Raw genomic sequence first — 18,198 nt, 5'->3', positions numbered from 1 at the left:
CGCAGTTAAACCAGCGGTTTTTTTCCGTGCTTGACGAATGTGCACGGGTAAGCCGCATTGGCTTTTTGTGCTGTCTTGCGTATAGGCGTCAGATTGTCGGGGAACTGGTTTTTATTTTGAGGGCGTGTTCGCGATCTATTATAAAACGAGGTGGGTGGCGCAACAGGTCCAAACTGTCGCTGGCGGGTTTTTGTGTTCCGTGGGTTGTCCTTGTCTGTTGGTATTCGCGTGGTGTGAGCGGTCTTCGAGGAAACCTGGACACGGCATTCGAATGGAGGACGACCCGATAGTGCCCGAAACCGAGGGGTGAGTGCGCTGTTTTTCCCCCGGGGGGAGGGGGGGGCCGGCAACCGGGTGGTTGCCGGAAAAATGGACGCTATTCGTACATCGGATGGAAATCGCTGGCTTCGCGGGTCGCCATCTCTTCATAGGTTTGCCAGCGTAAATCCAGCGCTTGATTCGCCAGTCCTAACAGTCGATCGGCTTCTTCCGGGTTTTGTTGCATCAGTTGCTGATACCGGCCTTCATTTTGCCGGTAGTATTTCAGTGTCACACTCGGTCGCAGTGAATCGAGTTCAAACGGATTCATACCCGATTTCCGCAGCAGTGGATTGTAACGCAACAATGGCCAGTGACCGCTGGCGACCGCCAGTTTTTGTTGTCGTAATCCATCATCCATATTAATACCGTGAGCAATGCAATGGCTGTAAGCCAAAATGATCGACGGTCCCGGGTAATTCTCGGCTTCCCGGAACGCCTGCAGGGCCTGTTGTGGATTGGCACCGAGTGCGATACGGGCGACATAGACGTTACCGTAAGCCATGGCTTGCATAGCCAGGTCTTTCTTGCCGACCGGCTTACCGCCCACCGAGAATTTAGCTGAAGCACCGAGCGGTGTTGCTTTCGACATCTGTCCGCCGGTGTTGGAATACACTTCCGTATCCATCACCAGAATGTTGACGTCACGACCGCTGGCCAGCACATGGTCGAGTCCGCCATAGCCAATGTCGTACGCCCAGCCATCGCCGCCGACGATCCACACACTGCGTCGCACCAAGTGGTCGACGATTGACAGTAATTGCGTTGCATCGTTGTGTTCGATCCGGCGTAACTGCTGTTCCAGTTCATGCACCCGAGCGCGTTGCGCGCGTAACTGGCTTTCGCTTTGTTGCGGCGCGTTGAGTAATTGCTCGACCAACTCTACGTCCAATTGCGGTGCCAGTTTTTGCAGCAGATCAACGGCCTGTTGCTGGTGGTGATCGGCCGTGAGCCGGAACCCTAAACCGAACTCCGCGTTGTCTTCAAACAGCGAATTGGCCCAGGCCGGTCCCCTGCCTTCTTCGTTTTTGGTCCACGGTGTGGTGGGCAGGTTACCGCCGTAAATGGATGAACACCCGGTCGCATTGGCGATTAACATACGGTCGCCGAATAACTGTGAGATCATTTTCAGATAAGGTGTTTCCCCGCAACCGGCGCAGGCACCGGAAAACTCAAACAGTGGCTGCAAATACTGCACGCCACGCACCGTGGCAAAGTCCACTTCAGACCGGTTTGGATACGGCAGTTGAGTAAAAAATTCCAGGTTGATGACATCAGCGTCGACCACATCTTGCAGAGGCGTCATGTTGATGGCCTTGCGTGTGGGTGCCTGTTCGTTGACTGCCGGACAAGCCTGCACACACAGTTCGCATCCGGTGCAGTCTTCCGCATAGACCTGCAAACTGTAGCGCGTTTCCGGGAAGCCGCGTGCAGTCGTCGGTGCCGATAAAAAGCTGGCAGGTGCGTCGGCCAGCAAGTCTTCATGATAAAACTTCGCGCGGATGGCCGCGTGTGGACACACCACTACGCAGTTCCCACATTGAATACAAACGTCGGGGTCCCAATGAGGTACATCCAGAGCAATACGACGTTTTTCAAATTGGCTGGTGCCACTCGGGTAAGTACCATCCACCGGCAGCTGACTGACCGGAATCAAATCGCCCTGGCCATGAATCATGGCCATGGTGACATCTCGGACAAACTCAGGATACTCGCTTGTATCCGGCTCTTGAGGTGCGTGCGCGTCCGGCGAGTGCAGTTCTATTTTTGCCAGTCCAGACAGCGCCTGATCAACCGCGGCAAAGTTTTTGTCAATCAGCGCCTGTCCTTTTTTGCGGTAGCTTTTTTCAATGGCTTTCTTGATCAGTGCAATGGCCTCATCCTGCGGCAGGATATCGGCCAGGTAGAAAAAGCACGTTTGCATGATGGTGTTAATGCGTTGACCCATATCCGCCTGCCGGGCAACATCGTAGGCGTCGACCGCGTAGAGCGTGATATTTTTATCCACTAACTGTTGCTGGAATGTGCGCGGCAGATGCTGCCACACTTCCGCTGCCGGATAGGGCGCGTTGAGCAAGACCGTGGCACCTTTCGCGGCGAACTGCAGAATATGTTTTTGCTCGACAAAATTGAATTGGTGAATGGCGACAAAGCGGGCTTGCGTAATCAGGTAAGGTCGATCAATCGGTTTGGGTCCATAACGGACGTGCGACACCGTTTGCGAACCGGATTTTTTGGAGTCATAGACAAAGTAACCTTGAGCAAACAGCTCATCTTCCTGATTGATAATCTTAATACTGTTTTTGTTGGCACCGACCGTTCCGTCTGCACCCAGACCGTAAAAAAGCGCTTCTTTGGTGTCGGTATCGGGTAGGATAAATGTCCTACTGAGCGGTAAGTTTGTGTGCGTCACATCGTCAATAATGCCAACGGTGAAATGGTTTTTCAGCGGCGTCTGTTGCAGTGCATCGAAAACGGTTTTCACCATGGTGGGATCAAATTCCTTGCTCGACAAACCGTAACGGCCGCCAACGATTTTTGGCATCGTACTGAGACGATCCGTCTGATAGGCGTCACTCAGAACAGAGACAACATCGAGATACAACGGCTCTCCGAAACTGCCCGGCTCTTTGGTGCGGTCAAGTACGGCGATGTGTGTGACCGTGTCCGGTATGGCCGCCAGGAAAGCGTCGGTCGGGAAGGGGCGATACAGTTGCACAATAGCGACGCCGACCTTTTCGCCCTGCGTGTCCAACGCTTGCACCACTTGCTCGGCCGTTTGCGCGGCGGAACCCATTAACACAAGAATGCGTTCGGCATCGGCTGCGCCGATATAATCGACCAACTGATATTGACGTCCGGTCAGTTGAGCAAAACGATCCATCGTGCCCTGTACAAGGGCGGGTGTTGCCTCGTAAAAGCGATTCGATGTTTCCCGCCCTTGAAAGTACACATCCGGGTTTTGTGCTGTACCGCGGATCACCGGATTTTCCGGATTCAGTGACCGAGCACGATGATCACGCACCCATTGGTCGTCGATGAGTTCGCGAATAACGTCGTCGCTTATCCAAGAAATTTTATTCACTTCATGCGAGGTGCGGAAGCCGTCAAAGAAGTGCACAAAGGGGACTCGGCTCTGCAACGTTGAAACGTGGGCGATCAACGACATGTCATGTGCCTGCTGCACAGAATTGGCCGCCAGAAGCGCAAAGCCGGTGTTGCGCACCGCCATGACATCCTGATGGTCGCCGAAAATAGACAGTGCCTGCGCCGCCAGCGATCGGGCCGCGACATGAAACACCGTAGGCGTGAGCTCCCCGGCTATTTTGTGCATGTTTGGAATCATCAGCATTAAGCCCTGCGATGCGGTAAAGGTGGTCGATAACGACCCGGACTGCAGAGCACCATGCAGTGCCCCCGCCGCTCCGCCTTCACTTTGCATTTCCATGATGCAGGGGGAATCACCCCAGAGGTTTTTGCGACCTTCGTTTTTCCATTGGTCTGCCAGTTCGGCCATTGTTGACGATGGCGTGATCGGATAAATGGCGCACACTTCGGACAGTCGAAAGGCAACATCGGCCGCCGCCTCATTGCCATCCATCACTTTCATGATGGGCATGTTCTGTGTGTGATTATTCATGACTGTGCCTCCGAAACTTGCGCAACGGGTATTAACGAAATCGCGTAGGTGGGACATTGCAGAACACAAGCGCCGCAGCCGGTGCACTTGCTGTAATCGATGCGGTAACCACGTCCTTTGCCGAGCCGCTCTATGGCGTTTTCCGGACACGCGCCGTAACAACCGTCGCATTCAAAGCAGTTGCCGCAGGAATAGCAGCGACTGGCTTCATAGCGTGCTTGCTGTTCCGTAAACCCTTGGAGGATTTCATCAAAACCGGACAATCGTTGTGCGACCGGCAGTTCAGCCTGCTCTCCGCTTTCGGCTTCGGTGTGGTACCACAGGTGAAGTTTCTGGTAATCCACGACTTCCGGGCTCGGTGGTTTGGTCCATTGTTGGTCGACGAGCCAAGCATTGATGTGCGCGGCAGCCTTGCGACCGTGGCCGGTTGCGAAGGTAACCGAGCGAGTGCCTGGTGTCATGTCACCGCCGGCAAATATGCCTGCACAACCGGTCATGAAGTGTTCATCGACCACTAACACGCCGTCTTCAATCTGGACACATTCGATATCACTGAACAGGTCGGCCTCAACCTGTTGACCCAGCGCCAGAATCAGCGAGTCGGCGCCCAGTGTTTCAAATTCGCCGGTGGGTTGTGGTCGGCCCTGATCGTCCAACGTCATTTTTTCAATCTGGATGCTGTCGCTGTCGACTTCCTTCACCGTGCTTAACCAATTGATCGTAATGCCTTCTTCAATCGCTTCCTGGGCTTCGAAATCGTGGGCGGGCATGTGCGCCCGATCACGACGGTAAATAATCATGGTTTCGCTGGCGCCGAGCCGCTTGGCCGTGCGTGCTGCATCCATTGCGGTATTGCCACCACCATAGACGGCGACCCGTCGCCCCAACACCGGCACGTTGCCGGATTCGACGCCTTTCAGATAGGTCACGGCATCTAATACTTTGGAGGCGTCGCGGGCAGGAATATCAACCTGTGTCGCAATGTTGGCACCCACGGCGATGAATACCGCATCAAAAAAACCACGACGTTTTTCTTCCTGAACATTCTGCACTTTCCGGTTCAGATGTATTTTCACGCCCAGCTGCTCGATACGGCCGATTTCGGCATCCAGGATCGCCCTTGGCAAGCGATAGGCGGGAATGCCAAAACGCATCATACCGCCGGGTTTGTCGCTCGCTTCGAAAATCTCAACGCTGTGGCCCTGGCGGGCCAGGTGATAGGCGGCTGACAACCCCGCCGGACCTGAACCGACTATCAGGATGCGTTTGCCGGTTGGTCCGCGCTTAACCTCAAACTGCCAATTGTTCTCAATCGCCAGATCGCCAAGGAAACGCTCAGTTGCGTGAATTTTTACCGGCGAATCCACTTCTGCCCGATTGCAGCCGCTTTCACAGGGGTGATAACAAACCCGACCATGAATAGCCGGCATCGGGTTGACATCGGTTAGGGCACGCCAGGCCTGCTCCAGTTCATTGTTCTGCACTAACGACAGCCAACTCTGGATATTTTCTCCCGCAGGGCAGGCGTGGTTGCATGGCGGCAATAGGTTTTGATAGCGCGGGCGAAAGCGGGAAATCGGGCCGGTACCCTGAACATGCTGTTGCTCGGGTGGTAGTGTGAGATCGGAGTGTTTCATGGCGGACCTCTTCTGGTTATTGTCTAACCATATTAGGACTTTCTTAACTAAATGTAAGGCTGCACAGTTGCGTTGTATCAACTTGCTGCAAAGTTGACAGATTTATTAGGAATAAGAATGACGGCTATAAAGAAAACAGTAAAAAATGGCAGTAGCGCGTTTTAACCAGTCAAAATGTCTCCGAGACTCTGCTGGGCATAGGTGCACCGGGATAGTATTTATTGAGCAGAATTGACAGAGTACCGTCATCAATGAGCTTAGCTAGAGCATTGCGCCATTCATCAACAATTTCTATCGGGGTTTGCTTTGACATCGCAATGAACGCTTGCACATTATTTATCGGAAAGATCAATTTCAGATCGTCAGGCCTAAAGCCTGCTTCAATCGCATCCGCGCCAAAGGAGATGGAAGAAGCGGCATAAGCATCGATACGACCAGCCATCAGCATTCTGATGTTTTGGGTTTTATTCGTCACACGTTCTAGATTCCCAAAACCTAGGTTTGTTAATGTTTGATCTCGAATATCATTTTTATAGACTCCAATCGCGGGTAATTTTTTCGCGTCGGTGAGCGAGGATAGAACCAGTTCTGAATCCGACAAGCCGTACAGACCAGTGGTGAACTCCAGAACCGGTCCAATCCACTGAAAAAGTGGGGCGCGATTTTTGTCTCGTACCATTAAGAACAAAACTACATTCGGCTGAGTTTCAATCATCCGATAAGCACGGGCCCAAGGAACGGGCGTTATGGGGTCCTGGTTGCCTACTATCTTCTGAATCGCTTGTACAAGCTCTATAGTAAATCCAGTTAACTCTCCGTCTTTGTTAAAAAACTGTGCGGGCGGATCAATCTCCGTCAAAATGGAGAGTGAAGCGGCATTGGCATTTGCCAATAAGGAAGCAAAAAATGCGGAAATCGTAATGTGGGCAAATTGACGCCAATATCGGACAAGCTTGTTCAAAAGACTACTCATGATTCGTTTGCCTCAATTCAACATCACACTAAAAAAAGCATTCCAGACCAACAAAATTAGCCTGCATTCAGAATTATTCAAGTGATACCCCCACTGTATCAAGCAGGTTTAAGATATCATGTCATGACGTTTTCTATTTGAAATGCTTTGTTTGGGCTGGTGATACTTTACTGAAGTAAACGATGATAAAGATGGATCAAATCATTTTAGATTACTTGTTAGTGTGCGGTCCTAAAATGCGAAAAAGGCTCCGTTAAGGAGCCTTTTTTTGAGCGAAGCTCAAAAGCATTTTAGCCTTTCATGCTTTTGAAGAATTCGTCGTTGGATTTGGTCAGCTTGAGTTTGCCGATTAAGAATTCAATCGCGGCAACATCTTCCATTTCCGCCAGCAACTTACGCAGAATCCACATACGTTGCAGTTCGGCTTCGCTGGTCAAACGGTCTTCACGGCGAGTACCGGATCGACGAATGTTAATCGCAGGGAATATGCGTTTTTCAGCAATCTTACGATCCAAATGCACTTCCATGTTACCTGTGCCTTTGAACTCTTCGTAAATGACTTCATCCATCTTCGAGCCGGTGTCGACCAATGCGGTTGCGATGATCGTTAAAGAACCGCCTTCTTCGATGTTACGTGCGGCACCAAAGAAACGTTTAGGTCGCTCCAGTGCGTTGGCGTCAACACCACCGGTCAGTACCTTACCAGAGCTCGGTACAATGGTGTTGTAAGCACGAGCCAAACGAGTAATGGAGTCGAGTAAGATGATGACATCTTTTTTGTGTTCAACCAGTCGCTTGGCTTTTTCGATAACCATTTCAGCAACCTGAACGTGGCGAGCGGGTGGTTCGTCGAAGGTCGACGCGATCACTTCGCCGCGCACGGAACGCTGCATTTCGGTTACTTCTTCTGGACGTTCGTCGATCAGCAATACCATCAGATGCGCATCGGGTGCATCGCGGGTAATCGCTTGAGCGACATTCTGCAACATGATGGTTTTGCCGGCTTTTGGCGGCGAAACGATCAAGCCACGCTGGCCTTTACCAATAGGCGAGGCGAGATCAAGAATACGACCGGCCATGTCTTCGGTAGATCCGTTACCGGCTTCAAGAACGAGACGTTCATCCGGAAACAACGGTGTCAGGTTTTCGAACAAAATTTTGTTTTTTGCGTTTTCCAGCGGCGCAAAGTTGATGGTATCAACCTTCAACAATGCAAAATATCGTTCACCGTCTTTTGGTGGGCGAATTTTTCCGGCGATGGTGTCACCGGTTCGCAGATTGAAACGACGGATCTGGCTTGGCGATACATAGATGTCATCCGGACCAGCCAGGTAAGAGGCAGACGCTGAACGCAGGAAGCCGAAACCATCTTGCAGGATTTCAAGTACACCGTCGCCGTAAATGTCTTCACCACTTTTTGCGTGACGCTTTAGTATGGTGAAAATAAGGTCTTGTTTACGAGTACGGTTAACATTTTCGAGGCCCATCTCTTTGGCAATTTCCAAAAGTTCGGACACGGCTTTGGTTTTTAAGTCACTAAGATTCATAGATTTTTTGGCTTGAAGTGGGACGAGCGCTAAGGCTCAAGGGTTGGTTTGATATAGAGTTATTGTTCGATTTGCAAACAATATAGGCGTGTAAAACGTCACTGTCCAGAAAAAATTGGACAATGAGCGCCATTGGCGCTCAATTTAAGGCAGATTGCGGGTTTTAGCTATTGCTTTGTATAAATTCCAGCAATTGTGACTTTGACAGCGCGCCCACTTTGGTCGCGGCGACTTCGCCACCTTTGAAAATCATCAAAGTTGGGATACCACGAATACCGTATTTAGGCGGTGTGTTCGGGTTATCGTCGATATTCAGTTTCGCTACCACCATTTTACCGGCGTATTCATCTGCAACTTCTTCCAGAACTGGGGCAATCATTTTGCATGGACCACACCATTCTGCCCAATAATCAACCAGGACAGGGTGTTCGTTGCGCAAGACATCACTTTCAAAGCTGTCGTCAGTTACATTAAGAATATTTTCGCTCATTGCTCTTAGATTCGTTAAGAATTGAGAGGCTGAGTTTACCGACAGATTTGTCGGTGTCCATTCTTTCGCGGCAAAAAGTGAGCAACCGATTGTTCCATATTTGAGATAATGGCCCTGGGTAGGCGCTTGCAGGCCGCCGTTGGGCAAATGTCGAAGTTGTGGAAAATCCGGGTATTTGGCTTGAAGTCTGGTGGAGCGGGTCGCAAAATGCCCGCCAACTCACAATTTGTTGGAGCCTTGAAATGGCGAATGATGCTTCTTATACCCCTTTGCCGCAGTTCCGTTTTCGCCGGCTGCGCCGTACTGCGGCGTTACGGGCAATGGTGCGTGAAACCCAGGTGACGGTTGATGATCTGATATTGCCGATCTTTATCGAGGAAGGAATCACCGAGCCGGTCGCGATTGCCTCCATGCCCGGTGTTTACCGATACCCCGAAAGCCAGCTGGCGGATATCGTTAAGCGAGCTTCAGGCAAAGGTATAAAAGCGGTGATCCTGTTCGGCGTGTCGCACCACAAAGATGAGTGCGGGTCCGATACCTGGAATGAAGATGGGTTGCTGGCCCGGATGTGCCGTGTCGCTAAGCGGGCGGCACCCGAGATTACGGTGATTTCCGACAATTGCTTCTGTGAATACACCGAACACGGTCATTGTGGCGTAATTGCCGATGACGATGTGGATAACGACGCTACCTTGGTTAATCTGGCACGTCAGGCGGTGGTTGCAGCCCGTGCCGGAGCCGACATGATTGCGCCTTCCGGCATGATGGATGGGATGATCAGCGCCATTCGATCAGGTTTGGATGAAGCGGGCTTCAGTCATATTCCGGTGATGAGCTATTCCACAAAATTTGCGTCGGCTTTTTACGGACCGTTCCGTGATGCGGTAGACAGTACCTTTAAAGGCACGCGTGAGACCTATCAGATGGATCCGGCCAATGGTCGGGAAGCACTGGCGGAATCTTTGGCTGATGAAGATGAAGGGGCCGATATCCTGATGGTTAAGCCCGGTACCGCGTACCTGGATGTGATTGCCGATATTCGCCGACACAGTGAGCGGCCACTTGCTGTGTATCACGTCAGCGGTGAATACGCGATGATCAAAGCCGCGGCCTCTGCTGGTGTTATTGATGAAAAGGCGATTGTTCTGGAAACCATGACGGCCTTTAAGCGGGCTGGTGTGGATCTGATCATCACTTATTATGCAGAGCAGTTGGCCGATTGGCTGTAAAATTCTGCAATCGGTGAAGGAGTCAGCCAGTATTCAGCGGAGCCCAAAACAGGTTGGTGTCGTAGCCAACCTGTTGCTGAACTCCTGAACCCGTTACAATGCCCTCAGTTAACCTATTCGAGCCCACCATGAACGAGCAAAACAACCCGCAGACGGAACAGAAAACAACCCATTTTGGTTTTAAAACAGTCCGGGAAGAAGACAAGGAAAAGCTGGTCGCTAACGTTTTTCACTCTGTCGCCGGTAAATACGATCTGATGAATGACCTGATGTCTTTCGGTGTGCACCGGTTGTGGAAGCGCTACACCATCGAAATGTCTGGCGTGCGTCAGGGCAACAAGGTGTTGGATATTGCTGGTGGTACCGGTGACCTGACCTACGCGTTTTCCAAGCGGGTCGGCGCGCAGGGCAAAGTTGTTCTGGCTGACATCAATGCCTCTATGCTGAAAGTTGGTCGCGATCGGTTGGCGGACCGCGGTATCGCCGGTAATTTGGAAGTGGTTCAAGCCAATGCTGAATTTCTGCCGTTCGAAGACAATGAATTTGATGTCGTGACCATTGCTTTTGGTTTGCGCAATGTGACGCATAAAGAGGTCGCTTTGAAAGAAATGCACCGGGTTCTGAAACCGGGTGGTCGGCTGTTGGTGCTGGAATTCTCCAAACCCAATAATGAAATGTTGAGTAAGGCCTACGACGCTTATTCTTTTAAAGCATTGCCCATAATGGGCAAGTTGGTGACACAAGACGCCGAAAGTTATCAGTACCTGGCGGAATCGATCCGCAAACATCCTGATCAGGAAACCCTGAAGGATATGATGCTGGAAGCGGGTTTTGCCCGCGCGACATACCACAACCTCACCGGAGGTATTGTTGCGTTGCACCGGGGCGTGAAGGCATGAGCGAATGGCTGATGCCACTGCAGACGCTGATCAATGATGCGTTGCGGTATGACCTCGCTGCCGAACAGAAGCTCGCGGCGATGGCTGGAAAAACCCTCGTGCTTGATGTATCTGAACCGGCGCTGAGCATGAGTATGACCATTGAAGCCAATGGTTTTGTGTTTCTTCAATCAGGCACCATTGACGCTTTTGATGCGCGAGTATCCGGTAAAGCTAAAGACCTGTTTGCGGTCATGCGTGCCCAGGATCGGACCGCCGCTATGATGGCGCATGAAATTCATATTCAGGGTGATACCCGAACCTTTTTTTCCATTCAGGATGTGCTCGCTCAATTGGATATCGATTGGGAAATGGCCCTGGCTGATAAAATCGGGGATCTAGCGGCTCATGTTGTTGCCGACGGTCTGCGTTTTTTCGGTTCGATTGCAAAAAATCACCTGGCCTCCTTTTCGCGCACCAGTCGCAACTTTCTGCGCGAGGAAAGCGGCTGGTTTGTTCAGAGCAGTGTTTGGCGGACTCACACCCAAGCCGTGCAGACCGCGCGACAAGATGTCGACCGTATTGCCGCTAAAATACGGCGCCTCGAACAACAATGGCAGGCTAAACAGTCGGAGCGCGAATAATGAACTTTCTTCGCGCGCTCAGGATTATTTGGGTAGTTGGTCGATACCGGCTTGATACCCTGCTGCAACATCAAGCCCTGCCCTGGTTTATTTCCTTTTTGTTCTGGCTGTTTCCGCTGCGCTGGGTGTTCCGCGCCAAAGACAATGAGGGGCGTCGCCTGCGCTTGGCGCTGGAGCGTTTGGGTCCTGTCTTTATCAAATTCGGTCAAATACTGTCTACCCGACGAGACCTGCTGCCTGAGGAAATGGCGGATGAACTGGCCTATCTGCAGGATCGGGTGGCGCCTTTCGCCGGAGAAGTGGCGCAACGGATAGTGGAGCAGCAACTGGGCAAACCCATTGCTGAATTGTTTGCCGAGTTCGATCTGCAGCCGCTGGCTTCTGCGTCTATTGCACAGGTGCACACGGCGACTTTATCCAATGGCGACAAGGTGGTTGTAAAAGTCATTCGCCCGGGCATCGAGAAGGTGATACGCAAAGACGTTCGGTTGATGAAAATGATGGCCGGTCTGATGAACCTGATTCCCGATGGCAAGCGTCTGCGCCCACTGGAAGTCGTGGAAGAATTTGAGCGAACCATTCTGGATGAACTTGATTTGCTGCGCGAAGGGGCGAACGCCGCCACGTTACGGCGCAATACCATTGATGATGGCAAACTCTATGTGCCTGTCGTTTATTGGGAGTACACCCGGAAACAGGTGTTGGTATTGGAACGCATTTATGGCGTGCCGGTCAGCGATATTGAGACACTGAAGGCCAGCAACACCAATTTTAAGGTGCTCGCCGAACGCGGAGTGGAGATATTCTTTTCACAGGTGTTCCGCGATTCTTTTTTCCACGCAGACATGCACCCAGGTAATGTTTTCGTCGATATCAGCAATCCGGATATCCCTAAATACATTGGAATCGACTGTGGCATTGTCGGTTCGCTGTCACGGGAAGACCAGAGTTATCTGGCACAGAACCTGTTGGCGTTCTTTAATCGGGATTACTACCGTGTGGCCGAACTTCATGTTGAGTCCGGTTGGGTGCCGGCCAATACCCGCGTCAATGAATTCGAAGCTGCCATTCGCAGTGTGTGTGAACCCATCTTTGAAAAACCGATCAGTGAAATCTCCTTTGGTTTATTGTTAATCCGCCTGTTTCAGACAGCGCGTCGCTTCGATATGAGCGTACAGCCACAGCTGGTTTTGCTGCAGAAAACACTGCTGAATATTGAAGGTTTGGGCCGTCAGCTTTACCCTCAATTGGACCTATGGAAAACGGCGAAACCATTTTTGGAAAATTGGGTAAAAGAGCAGGTGGGTCCGAAACGTTTTGTGCAGGCGCTGGTGCAACACGGTCCCAGCTGGTTGGCGAAAGCGCCGCAGATGCCGGATCTTATTCACGAAACTCTGTTGCAAATGCGCAAACTGGGGACCGCTGATGAGCGCTTGCGAAGCGAGTTATTACTGCTGAAACAACAGGAGCATCGGGCAAATCGCCGTGTGCTGCGCAGGATCTTTGCTGTTGGAGTGCTGATCGCCCTGATGTGGCAAGCGCCATTGCAAGATACCCTGGCAAATTTAAGCGCGGGGCAGTGGCTGGCGGGTCTTGTAGCCCTGGGTTTTATCCTTTGGCCTTGATTAAATACAATGCTTTGTAAACGGGAAACGATATGATTGATATCCTGACGAAACTGGCTGACACTCTTGAAAGTCGCAAAGATGCGGCAGCAGACAGCTCCTATGTGGCCTCCCTGTACAGCAAAGGACTCGACAAAATCCTGGAAAAGGTCGGAGAAGAGGCATTTGAGACGGTTCTGGCCGCCAAAAACGCAGAGATCAACGTAGATCAACAGGATAAGGTCGTTTATGAAACAGCCGATCTGTGGTTTCACACGTTGGTCATGTTAGCCAAGTTAAATATCCGGCCCGAAGCCATACTGGCGGAGCTGGCGCGTCGCGAAGGCTTGTCCGGGTTGGAAGAAAAAGCCAATCGCAGCAAAAAATAGGGTGCATCATGACAGACTGTTTGTTTTGCAAAATAATCGCCGGTGACATACCGTCGAAAAAAGTTTACGAAGACGATCAATACTTGGCATTTTGGGATATTGCGCCCAAAGCCCCGGTCCATGTGTTGTTGATTCCGAAGCTGCATGTAGCCAGTCTAAATCATATGGATGATAGTAATCAGGCCGTGATTCAGGCGATGATAGGTAAAGCACCGGCTATCGCCCGAGACATGGGTCTTGAAGAAGGCTTCCGCTTGGTGGTAAATACCGGTGCCGGTGGTGGTCAGGAAGTCGACCACGTACATTTTCATATTCTGGGCGACGTCCGCAAATCAACCTGGACCGGTTTTCCGGTCATCGATTAATTAAAAGAGGGTAGTTCAATGGGTTTTGGTGGTATTTCAATTTGGCAATTATTAATCGTATTGGCCATCGTCATTTTAATCTTCGGAACCAAGCGACTGAAAAACCTCGGTGGCGATGTTGGTGGTGCAATAAAAAGCTTTAAAAACGCCATGAATGAAGATGACAAAAAAGAACCTGAATCATTGGAGAAAAAAGATGCCGCTGATGCGAATTTTTCTGAAGTGAAAGACGAAGAAAAAACCAAGTAATAGGTGGTATTCGTCTGATAATAGCGTTGGTTGAGGCAATACATGTTTGATATAGGATTCTCAGAACTCGTCGTGCTGGCGGTGATCGCAATGGTCGTCGTCGGACCGGAACGGTTGCCGGGTGTGGTGCGTACTGTGGGTAAAACCATGGGCCAAGCGCGTCGCTTTATGACCGGATTGCAAAATCAGATTGAACAGGAAATTAAGCTGGATGAGCTGAATAAGAAAATCATGGCCGAAACTAAGGACATGGATTTCACTGCCAAAAACCAACCGCACTCTCATCAAAACGAAGATGCGGAGGTGCCCTCTATTGCGCCAACCTCCAATGATTTACCGGAGCCTCCGGCTGCAACTCAAGCAAGTGATAACACAGTAGAGAAAACGAATGACACCGACCGATCCTAATCAATTTTCGATGCCATTGGTCGAGCACCTGCGCGAATTACGGGATCGTTTGCTACGCAGCGTTGTTGCCGTGCTGATCATCTTTATCGGCCTGTATTTTTTTTCCGGCGAAATGTACATGATCCTGGTGGAACCACTGAATGCGTTGTTGCCTGATAAAGAAAACGGCGCGCTTATCGCAACCGGCGTGGCCTCGCCGTTTCTGGTGCCATTGAAACTGGCGTTTGTAATGTCGGCGTTGTTGGCCATGCCCTATATCCTGCATCAGGTCTGGGGCTTTATTGCCCCGGCTTTGTATAAGCATGAGCGGAAGTTAGCGGTTCCGTTGTTTATCACCAGTGTTATCCTCTTTTATTCCGGCGTCGCCTTTGTGTACTTTGTGGTATTGCCTTTGGTGTTTGGCTTTTTTACCGGTGCAGGACCTGAAGGCATCAATATCATGCCCGACATTTCCAATGTGTTGGATTTCTGCCTGAAGATGTTTTTTTCCTTTGGTCTTGCGTTTGAAATACCAATCGCTACCTTTTTGTTGGTGCGTGCAGGGATGGTTTCAGCGCAGTCGCTGGCCGAAAAGCGACCGTACATTTTTGTCAGCTGCTTTGTTATTGGCATGCTCCTGACACCCCCTGATGTCATATCACAATCAATTCTTGCGGTGCCTATGTATGCTTTGTTCGAATTGGGCCTGTTGATGAGCCGGTTTTTACCAAAAGCGGTTGCAGAGGAAAGCAACGGGGAGAAGGTCGACTGACCGCGTTGGTCAATAAATCAAATACCTCATAAGGGGTATTTTCTGCGCCTCTCCAATAGCCTGAAACCTATCTGCTCTGCGAATGTGCTGGGCAATATTTATAACGAATAATTATAGGAAGTTCGACATCTTCCTGAATTTCTTTTTCTTTCAGTCAGTGTCTCACGCTTTTTGCCAACTTGATCACATCCTTCTTACAAATTATTACATCCAACTTCTCTTCGCCGACTATAAATAATCATTGAGATCATCAGAGTAGTCGATATGCAGGAGAAACTTCATATTGGTCTGTTCCTGTCAGAATCTGACTTTGTAGCGGATTTACCAACCTTGCTGGAATCGCAAGGCCATCGTGTATCCAAAATCAACTATTTCAATGACACAGACAATATTGATGTTGTCATGTTTTATGCTGATGAATCTCACTTAGATTCTTTTCTTCTAAATCAAAATGAAGCGGTCTGGGTCGCGTTAGAACCTCAGTTTCTTGAGCCCCGTTTCAGCGCACTGTTGGAACTGGGTATTCATGATGTTCTGTTGCTGGACGAGTTGAGCTATAAAGCTGTCAGTCAGGTTTTGTTGCGCGCTTTTCACCGCCGCGAAGTCATACAACGTATGTCAACACATGACTCACTGACGGGGTGTTACAACGCGGAAGGATTTACCGCTCGGGTTGAGCAGGCCATCAAAGACATGTCATCGACGGGCCGTCCCTTTGGTGTTTGCTCTGTGGATCTGGCTGATTTCCAGAAAGTGAATGAAATTCATGGCTATGGATTTGCCAACCAGGTGTTGTGCATGGTGGCACAGCGCTTGGCTCTGATTATGGGTGGTCGCTTTTGCGTTGGTCGGCTTGGCGGCGACGAATTTTTATTATTGGTCGAATCTCTGTCGGATAAAGAGGAGCTCAGCCAAGCTCTGGATATGGTCAGGTCATCCTTTACACATCGGTTTGAATTGTTTGGTAAGCGAATTGACGTCGTCGCGTTTATTGGCGCAGTTTTGTATCCGGAAACGATTGGCAGCGCCGAAGAATTAATTGCCCAGGCACACGAAGCGATGAAAACCGGGAAACGATATAAGCAACAGGTCTTTCTGTATGACCGTACGGCAACACCGTGGTTTCAAATGGATATGTCCGCAGAAATACGCAGGGCACTGCGCGAAAATGAGTTCCAACTGCACTATCAGCCCCGCGTTGACCTGATAACCAACAAGGTTGTTGGGATGGAAGCATTAATTCGCTGGGATCATCCACGCTATGGGTCTATTCCGCCGTCCGATTTTATTTATGTCGCAGAAAACAGCGGCATGATTTTACCCTTGGGTAATTGGATTTTATCGCAGGCTGAACGAGACATCCTGTTGATGGAACGGATGGGGTTAACCGGGCTTAACATTGCGATTAATCTCAGTTTTAAACAGCTGCAGGATCCGACGTTCTGTGAGAATTTACCCAAGCGAATTCGTGCCTGGAAAAGCTCACGCTCGCAACTGGAATTTGAACTGACTGAAACGGCGGTGCTCAGCAACCCAGAACTGGTTAAGAAAACGCTCACCGAAATTAACAATCTGGGGGTGAAAATATCACTCGATGATTTCGGGACCGGTTATTCCGCCTTAGTTCATGTGCAGGAATTTCCTATCTCCATTGTTAAAATTGATAAAAGCTTTGTGCAACGGATGAACTTGGACCGCTCAGCTAAAACCATTGTTGAGTCCATTGTCAGCTTTGCGCACCGGTTAAAACTGGAAGTGGTGGGTGAAGGTATTGAGCAGCTCGAACAACTTGAACAGCTTCGTGAAATGGGCTGTGAACAAGGGCAGGGGTACTATTTTGCCAAAGCCTTGCCCCTGCCTGCGTTTGTTGATTATGCGTCTAAGTCAAATCGTATTAAAATAGTTCGCTCTTTGTCAGAGTAAGGTGCTGACCTGTAGCGTCTTCGCTGTTTGCCTTTCCCGTTCCTTTTTGTCTTCGTTCCGGCCAGTACAAAATCATTTTTCTAACTATCGCTAGGGCCTCGGGTATTGCTCGTTTTGACAAGTGATTGTCATCGGATTTGAGAATTGATCAAATATTATTGCTGAGAGTGTCTATACTTTTCAATGTACCTAAAAAAGGCGCTGAATAGTGTCCAGATTAATCTGTCGAAATTCGAAAGGGCATAGACAAATGTCACGAAGCTCTTTATCGTTTTCACTATCCGCTATTGAAAAGGTTGTTTAATGGATCGTTACGCTGTTATTGGTCACCCGATTACTCACAGTCTGTCACCTCAGATTCACACTCTGTTTGCCGCGCAAACCAAACAGTCGTTGCAATATGAAGGGATAGAGCTGCCTATTACCAGTTTCGAGACACGGGTCTGGCAACTGTTCAAAGAGGGCTTTCGTGGTTTCAATGTTACTGTGCCGTTTAAGGGCGATGCATTTGATTTTGTCGATGAAATGACCGAGCGTGCGAAGCGGGCGAGAGCCATAAATACACTGATGAAGCTCGACGACGGACGGATTTTTGGTGATACCACCGATGGAGTCGGGTTGCTGGCCGATTTGACTGAGCAATTGAAATGGCCGATTGAAGGTCAAAATATTCTGATTCTCGGTGCCGGCGGTGCCGTCCGTGGTGTTTTGGAACCGCTATTGGAAGCCAATCCCGCCAGCTTAGTTTTAGCAAATCGAACTCTGAAAAAGGTAGAAGAGCTAGCCGATGACTTTCCAGAGCTGACGCCCTCAACCTTTGAAGACTTAACCGGTCAGTTCGACATTGTCATCAATGGAACTTCCGCAAGTTTGTCAGGCCAGGTACCACCGCTGCCGCCGGGGACGATTAATGCTGGCAGCAAATGTTATGACATGATGTACGGGAAAGAACCGACAGCGTTTATGGTTTGGGCGAAAAAACAGGGTGCCGTTCATTGTGCCGACGGGCTGGGCATGTTGGTGAACCAGGCCGCCGAGAGCTTTTCGATCTGGCGTGGTGTGCGACCAGAAACTCAACCGGTCATAGAGCAGATCCGTCAGTCCTTGAAAGACTGAAACGGCCCAGTCATTAACCTGCTATTCTCAGCTCAAT

16 protein-coding genes are annotated in these 18,198 nt (G+C 50.2%); 11 read left to right on the top strand and 5 right to left on the bottom strand.

Annotated elements, in window-relative coordinates:
* Positions 1-376 precede the first annotated feature (376 nt).
* The 5 genes from nifJ to trxA form a co-directional block, all read right to left on the bottom strand.
* Complete coding sequence (nifJ, locus tag IYN85_RS09160; RefSeq protein WP_230390655.1) at positions 377-3,958, bottom strand: pyruvate:ferredoxin (flavodoxin) oxidoreductase; 3,582 nt, start codon at positions 3,956-3,958, stop codon at positions 377-379.
* Positions 3,955-5,595: an NAD(P)-binding protein gene (locus tag IYN85_RS09155; RefSeq protein ID WP_196158598.1), complete on the bottom strand. Its 1,641-nt coding sequence runs from the start codon at positions 5,593-5,595 to the stop codon at positions 3,955-3,957. The genes nifJ and IYN85_RS09155 overlap by 4 nt, the downstream gene beginning before the upstream one ends.
* Positions 5,596-5,764: 169 nt before the next feature.
* Entirely contained in the window at positions 5,765-6,568 is an 804-nt protein-coding gene (locus tag IYN85_RS09150) for an ABC transporter substrate-binding protein (RefSeq protein ID WP_196158597.1), read from the bottom strand.
* A 290-nt stretch (positions 6,569-6,858) separates the two neighbouring features.
* Positions 6,859-8,115, bottom strand: a complete 1,257-nt coding sequence (gene rho, locus IYN85_RS09145; RefSeq protein WP_196158596.1) for a transcription termination factor Rho — start codon at positions 8,113-8,115, stop codon at positions 6,859-6,861.
* A 163-nt stretch (positions 8,116-8,278) separates the two neighbouring features.
* The gene (gene trxA / locus IYN85_RS09140; RefSeq protein ID WP_196158595.1) at positions 8,279-8,605 is read right to left on the bottom strand and encodes a thioredoxin TrxA; all 327 of its coding nucleotides are present in this window, start codon (positions 8,603-8,605) and stop codon (positions 8,279-8,281) included.
* Between the two features lie 242 nt (positions 8,606-8,847).
* On the opposite strand from trxA, the gene hemB reads away from it, so the two are divergent.
* The 11 genes from hemB to aroE all read left to right on the top strand — a co-directional run bounded on the left by hemB (position 8,848) and on the right by aroE (position 18,161).
* Complete coding sequence (hemB, locus tag IYN85_RS09135; protein ID WP_196158594.1) at positions 8,848-9,834, top strand: porphobilinogen synthase; 987 nt, start codon at positions 8,848-8,850, stop codon at positions 9,832-9,834.
* A 128-nt stretch (positions 9,835-9,962) separates the two neighbouring features.
* Positions 9,963-10,733 carry a bifunctional demethylmenaquinone methyltransferase/2-methoxy-6-polyprenyl-1,4-benzoquinol methylase UbiE gene (gene ubiE, locus IYN85_RS09130; RefSeq protein ID WP_196158593.1) on the top strand — a complete coding sequence of 257 codons (771 nt, stop codon included), beginning with the start codon at positions 9,963-9,965 and terminating at the stop codon, positions 10,731-10,733.
* Positions 10,730-11,356, top strand: coding sequence for an SCP2 domain-containing protein (locus IYN85_RS09125; RefSeq protein ID WP_196158592.1), 627 nt, complete (start codon positions 10,730-10,732; stop codon positions 11,354-11,356). The genes ubiE and IYN85_RS09125 overlap by 4 nt, the downstream gene beginning before the upstream one ends.
* Complete coding sequence (gene ubiB / locus IYN85_RS09120; protein ID WP_196158591.1) at positions 11,356-12,981, top strand: ubiquinone biosynthesis regulatory protein kinase UbiB; 1,626 nt, start codon at positions 11,356-11,358, stop codon at positions 12,979-12,981. Before IYN85_RS09125 ends, ubiB begins: the two co-directional genes overlap by 1 nt.
* 32 nt (positions 12,982-13,013) lie before the next feature.
* A complete protein-coding gene (locus IYN85_RS09115) occupies positions 13,014-13,349 on the top strand; it encodes a phosphoribosyl-ATP diphosphatase (protein WP_196158590.1) in 336 nt (111 codons plus the stop codon).
* 8 nt (positions 13,350-13,357) lie between these two features.
* Positions 13,358-13,714: a histidine triad nucleotide-binding protein gene (locus IYN85_RS09110; protein ID WP_196158589.1), complete on the top strand. Its 357-nt coding sequence runs from the start codon at positions 13,358-13,360 to the stop codon at positions 13,712-13,714.
* A gap of 18 nt (positions 13,715-13,732) precedes the next feature.
* On the top strand, positions 13,733-13,963 hold the full coding sequence (gene tatA, locus IYN85_RS09105; protein ID WP_196158588.1) for a Sec-independent protein translocase subunit TatA: 231 nt from the start codon (positions 13,733-13,735) through the stop codon (positions 13,961-13,963).
* Positions 13,964-14,005: 42 nt separating this feature from the next.
* The gene (gene tatB, locus IYN85_RS09100; protein ID WP_196158587.1) at positions 14,006-14,371 is read left to right on the top strand and encodes a Sec-independent protein translocase protein TatB; all 366 of its coding nucleotides are present in this window, start codon (positions 14,006-14,008) and stop codon (positions 14,369-14,371) included.
* Complete coding sequence (tatC, locus tag IYN85_RS09095) at positions 14,352-15,122, top strand: twin-arginine translocase subunit TatC (protein ID WP_230390654.1); 771 nt, start codon at positions 14,352-14,354, stop codon at positions 15,120-15,122. The genes tatB and tatC overlap by 20 nt, the downstream gene beginning before the upstream one ends.
* A 264-nt stretch (positions 15,123-15,386) precedes the next feature.
* Positions 15,387-17,045 (top strand): bifunctional diguanylate cyclase/phosphodiesterase, encoded by a 1,659-nt coding sequence (locus IYN85_RS09090; RefSeq protein WP_196158586.1) that lies wholly within the window; start codon positions 15,387-15,389, stop codon positions 17,043-17,045.
* Positions 17,046-17,348: 303 nt separating this feature from the next.
* Positions 17,349-18,161 carry a shikimate dehydrogenase gene (gene aroE, locus IYN85_RS09085; protein WP_196158585.1) on the top strand — a complete coding sequence of 271 codons (813 nt, stop codon included), beginning with the start codon at positions 17,349-17,351 and terminating at the stop codon, positions 18,159-18,161.
* Positions 18,162-18,198 lie beyond the last annotated feature (37 nt).

The organism is Reinekea sp. G2M2-21 (genome assembly GCF_015687175.1).
Lineage (GTDB): Bacteria > Pseudomonadota > Gammaproteobacteria > Pseudomonadales > Natronospirillaceae > Reinekea.
The sequence above is the reverse complement of the archived record's forward strand: the minus strand, read 5'-3'. Positions and strand labels throughout refer to the sequence as shown.